The organism is Streptomyces sp. (assembly GCF_036524955.1).
GTDB lineage: Bacteria > Actinomycetota > Actinomycetes > Streptomycetales > Streptomycetaceae > Actinacidiphila.
In genome coordinates, this window is the sequence record NZ_DATDBG010000027.1 from 1 (window position 1) to 4,639 (window position 4,639).

The window sequence follows — 4,639 nt, forward strand, 5'->3', positions numbered from 1 at the left end:
CCGGCCGGCCCTGACTCCCCCGTTCCCCCGTTTCCCCCGGTCCCCCCTCGACCGGTGGCCGGTCAGGCCACCAGCTCACCGAACGCGTCGTGCTCGTCGCGTCCGAAACTCAGCGCCTCGTCCTCGCGCATCCGCCGCAGCGAGCGCCAGATGCTGCTCTTCACGGTGCCGACGCTGATGCCCAGGATGTCGGCGATCTCCGGGTCGGTGCGGCCTTCGTAGTAGCGCAGGACGAGCATGGTGCGGTGCTGTTCGGGCAGCCGGGCGAGGGCCTGCCAGAGGACCGCGCGCAGCTCGGTGCCGCCCATCTCGTCGGTGTCGCCGACGGTCTCGGGCAGCTCCTCGGTCGGGTACTCGCTGAGCTTGCGCCGCCGCCAGGCACTGATGTGCAGGTTGGTCATGGTACGGCGCAGGTAGCCGCCGACCGCGGCCTTGTCGCTGATCCGGTCCCAGGCCCGGTAGGTGGAGAACAGGGCGCTCTGCAGCAGGTCCTCGGCAGCGAAACGGTCACCGGTCAGGTGGTACGCGGTCGCGTAGAGAGAGGCCCGGCGTTCCTGGACGTAGGCGGTGAAGGCCGCCTCCGCCTCTGCCTCCTGCGCCGTGGAGCGCCGCGCGGAAACCCGCTCCCCGGTGGTCCCGTCCGGTTCGGCCGAGGGGCCCGTCCCGCCGAGCGGCGCGACCGGAGCTATGTGCGCCGGCCGGTGCCGTACGGCGCCGGGCTGGTGAGCGGTGCGTCCGGCGCCGCGAGTGTACCCCCGTCCGCTCGCGGCACCGGACATCTCGGTGGTCCGGGCGACGGTGTGGGCCGGCCCGCAGGCGGCCTGGTGGGCGTGCCCGCAAGCGGCGGAATGAACTGCGCCGGTGATGATGCTGTGCAGTGCGTTCATGTCGCGCCCCCGTCGATGGAACCCGCAGCGTGGTCTTCGGCGTCGCACCCGGTGTGAGGTACTGCGCTCGTCCGATGCCCAATAGACTGCCGGGCCAGTTTCATGACGCTGTCCGCCGAGTGTCACAAGCCCGTCACAGACCACCCGGCCGGCGTCGTACCGGCGCGGACCGCCACCGGAACCCCGATCGCCCCGTCTTCACCAGGTGTGTTCCCGCGCTTCTTCCGGCCACCGGTGGTAGGTCACAATGACCGGCGTGCCTTTCCTGTTGCTGATCGAGGATGACGACGCCATCCGAACGGGTCTCGAACTCGGCCTGTCCCGTCAGGGCCACCGCGTGGTGGCCGCGGCGACCGGCGAGGACGGCCTGCGGCTGCTCAAGGAGCAGCGGCCGGATCTGATCGTGCTGGACGTGATGCTGCCGGGCATCGACGGTTTCGAGGTGTGCCGGCGCATCCGCCGCACCGACCAACTGCCGATCATCCTGCTGACCGCGCGCAGCGACGACATCGACGTCGTGGTGGGCCTGGAGTCCGGGGCCGACGACTACGTGATCAAGCCGGTGCAGCCGCGCGTGCTGGACGCCCGCATCCGGGCGGTGCTGCGACGCGGCGAGCGCGACAGCACCGACTCGGCGGCCTTCGGCTCGATCGTCATCGACCGCAGCGCCATGACGGTGACCAAGGACGGCGAGGATCTGCAGCTCACGCCGACCGAACTGCGGCTGCTGCTGGAGCTGAGCCGGCGGCCGGGGCAGGCGCTGTCCCGGCAGCAGTTGCTGCGGCTGGTGTGGGAGCACGACTACCTCGGCGACTCACGGCTGGTCGACGCGTGCGTGCAGCGGCTGCGGGCCAAGATCGAGGACGTGCCGTCGTCGCCGACCCTGATCCGTACCGTGCGGGGCGTCGGATACCGCCTGGACACGCCGCAGTGAGCCGTGGCGGCCCCGGCGGCTGGGCGTCCGGCCTGCTGCGCTGGACCTCCCTGCGGCTGCGGCTGGTCGCGGTGTTCGCCGCGGTGGCGCTGACCGCCGCGGTGTCGGTGTCCGGGATCGCGTACTGGCTCAACCGCGACGCCGTGCTGACCCGCGCACAGAACAGCGCGCTCAACGACTTCCGGGACTCCCTCCAGCGCAACGCGGCCTCGCTCCCGGTCGATCCGACCTGCCAGTCGCTGAACAACGCGGCGCAGCGGATCGGCGGCCCGGACACGTACCAGGTGGTGCTGCTGGGCACGACGCCGGACAACGCGCCGTGCGCGGCGCCGTCGAACCGGGACGTGTTCACGATGGACGATGTGCCGCCGTCGCTCCAGCGGGCGGTGAACACCCTGCACACCAGGGAGGACAAGCAGTACCACCTGCTCTGGGAGCGGATCTCGCGGCAGGGCCACCCGTTCCTGGTGGCGGGCGCGCGGATCAACGGCGACGGCGCGACCGGCTACATGCTCAAGTCGCTGGACGCCGAACGCAAGGATCTGAACTCGCTGGCCTGGTCGCTGGGGATCGCCACGCTGCTGGCGCTGATCGGCGCGGCGCTGCTGGCGCAGGCGGCCGGTTCGGCGGTGCTGCGCCCGGTACGCCGGCTCGGCGAGGCGGCGCAGCGGCTCGGCGAGGGGCACCTGGACACCCGCCTGAAGGTGACCGGGACCGATGAGCTGGCCGAGATGTCACGGACGTTCAACAAGGCGGCCGAGGCGCTGGAGAACCGGGTCGACGAGCTGAGCGCGCGGGAGGCGGCCAGCCGCCGGTTCGTCGCGGACATGTCGCACGAGCTGCGCACGCCGCTGACCGCGATCACGGCGGTGACCGATGTGCTGGAGGACGAGGCCGAGGCACTGGACCCGATGATCGCTCCGGCGGTACGACTGGTGGTCAGCGAGACACGGCGGCTGAACGAACTGGTGGAGACACTGATGGAGGTCACCCGGTTCGACGCGGGTACCGCGAAGCTGCGAGTCGACGAGGTCGATGTCGCGGACATGCTGATCGCATGCATGGATGCGCGGGCCTGGCTGGACTCGGTGGAACTGGACGCGCCGCGCGGGGTGCTGGCCACACTGGACCCGCGGCGGCTGGACGTGATCATGGCGAACCTGATCGGCAACGCGCTCAAGCACGGCGGTTCGCCGGTGCGGGTGTCGCTGCGGACGGAGCAAAGCGCGGACGCGACCGGCGGCGACGCCGGCCAGGTGGTCGTCGAAGTGTCCGACCACGGTCCCGGCATCCCCGAGGACGTGCTGCCGCACGTCTTCGACCGGTTCTACAAGGCGGACGCCTCCCGGGCCCGTTCCGAGGGCAGCGGCCTCGGCCTGTCCATCGCGCTGGAGAACGCCCACATCCACGGCGGCGGCATCACCGCGGCGAACGGTCCGCACGGAGGAGCCGTCTTCACGCTGCGGCTCCCCCGCCGTCCGGGGGGCACGCCCGACGCCGACGGTCCGGCGGGGGACGCGCGATGAGGAGTACGAGGACGGGTCCGCGTACGGCCGCGGGCCGGCTGCTGGTCGCGGGCGCGCTGCTGGCGGCGCCGCTGACCGGGTGCGGCATCCGTACCACCACGGTGCCGGTGGACGCCGGGCCCGCGCCGTCGCGGACGTCGTGCGCGGTGCCGCACGCCGGGACCGCGCCCGAGGCGGAGACGGTGGTGCGGCAGGTCTACCTGGTGTGCGGGTTGCAGATCACCCCGGTGCGGCGGAGCGTTCCCCGGCGGGCCGGGGCGTTCGACCGGATCGCCGAGGTCAGGGAACTGCTCGCGCAGTTGCAGCGGGGGCCGCTGACCGCGGAGTCGCAGGCCGGGTTCTCCACGGCGGTGCCGGCCACTTTGGCGGTCGCCGGTCCGCGTGCGACCGACCCCCGCGACACCCTCCGGCTCAGCCAGCCCCTCGACGAACTCCCCTCCTTCGCCCTCGCCCAGATCGTCTGCACTCTCACCGCCGCCGGTACCCAGATCGCCCCGGACCGCACCGTCACCCTCGCCGGCTCCCCTCCCTCCACCACCGCCCGCGTCTACACCTGCACCCCCGCCCTCCGCACCACCCCCGACCCCGCCGACACCGCAGGCGTCCCGGTCCAGTAACGGGCACGCCTGAGAGGACCCCCGCACCGACCGGCCCGCACGAACCCGACAGGAACCGAGGGGCCAGGGGACGCCGCACAACACCCTCACAACCGCCGCACCGGCGGGCAGCGAAACGGCGCGACCCCAGCCGTGCCGAACAACCGGCCACGGCGAGCAGGCACCGCACCGCCCTCCGGGCGAGGGAGCGGAGGGTCGGTCCGAGAGCCGGGCGCCCCGGGAGCGGTCGTATGTCAGGGCGCCGCGCGCCGGGTGCGGGAGAACCGGAACCGCCGCGCAGCGAATCGCGTCGTTGAGAGCGTGCGGCACGAGTCCCCGTTGGTCAAGGTGCGCGCGGTCGGGCTGCTGCTGACCGCCGGGTACCTGGGCTTCGTCGGGTGGCTGCTGCTGCGCCCGCACTACGTGACGTGGGTGCCCGCGCCGAATCTGCGACCGCTGGGCACGATAAGGGCCGACCTGGGGATGGGTCCGGTGGAGGCCGCCCGCCGGATCAGCGCGGGCCTCGCCCTGCTCGCACCGCTCGGGATCCTGCTGCCCATGGCCGGAGGCCACGTGTACGCCTCCGGGTTCGCCTCCTTCGTCCGGACCGTCTTCGCCGCCCTGATGGTCTCCCTGTCCCTGGAGTTCACCCAGACCCTCGTACCGGGCCAGCTCTTCGACGTGGACGCGCTGTTG

Annotated in this window: 5 protein-coding genes; 4 read left to right on the top strand and 1 reads right to left on the bottom strand. The window is 72.5% G+C overall.

Translation table 11 applies throughout. The features are described from left to right. Positions 1-62: 62 nt before the first annotated feature. Positions 63-887, bottom strand: coding sequence for a SigE family RNA polymerase sigma factor (locus tag VIW71_RS02260; RefSeq protein WP_331620147.1), 825 nt, complete (start codon positions 885-887; stop codon positions 63-65). Positions 888-1,143: 256 nt separating this feature from the next. Here VIW71_RS02260 and VIW71_RS02265 point away from each other — a divergent pair, with 256 nt between their 5' ends. The 4 genes from VIW71_RS02265 to VIW71_RS02280 form a co-directional block, all read left to right on the top strand. Then, positions 1,144-1,821 carry a response regulator transcription factor gene (locus tag VIW71_RS02265; protein ID WP_177246411.1) on the top strand — a complete coding sequence of 226 codons (678 nt, stop codon included), beginning with the start codon at positions 1,144-1,146 and terminating at the stop codon, positions 1,819-1,821. After that, positions 1,818-3,347 (top strand): HAMP domain-containing sensor histidine kinase, encoded by a 1,530-nt coding sequence (locus VIW71_RS02270; RefSeq protein ID WP_331620148.1) that lies wholly within the window; start codon positions 1,818-1,820, stop codon positions 3,345-3,347. The genes VIW71_RS02265 and VIW71_RS02270 overlap by 4 nt, the downstream gene beginning before the upstream one ends. Continuing rightward, positions 3,344-3,964: a hypothetical protein gene (locus tag VIW71_RS02275; protein ID WP_331620149.1), complete on the top strand. Its 621-nt coding sequence runs from the start codon at positions 3,344-3,346 to the stop codon at positions 3,962-3,964. Before VIW71_RS02270 ends, VIW71_RS02275 begins: the two co-directional genes overlap by 4 nt. 300 nt (positions 3,965-4,264) lie before the next feature. After that, a partial coding sequence (locus tag VIW71_RS02280; protein WP_331620150.1) for a VanZ family protein occupies positions 4,265-4,639 on the top strand: 375 nt, incomplete at its 3' end.

Coding starts and splice junctions, on each gene's coding strand:
- VIW71_RS02260 (WP_331620147.1), bottom strand. CDS start 887: ATGAACGCACTGCACAGCATCATCACCGGCGCAGTTCATTCCGCCGCT.
- VIW71_RS02275 (WP_331620149.1), top strand. CDS start 3,344: ATGAGGAGTACGAGGACGGGTCCGCGTACGGCCGCGGGCCGGCTGCTG.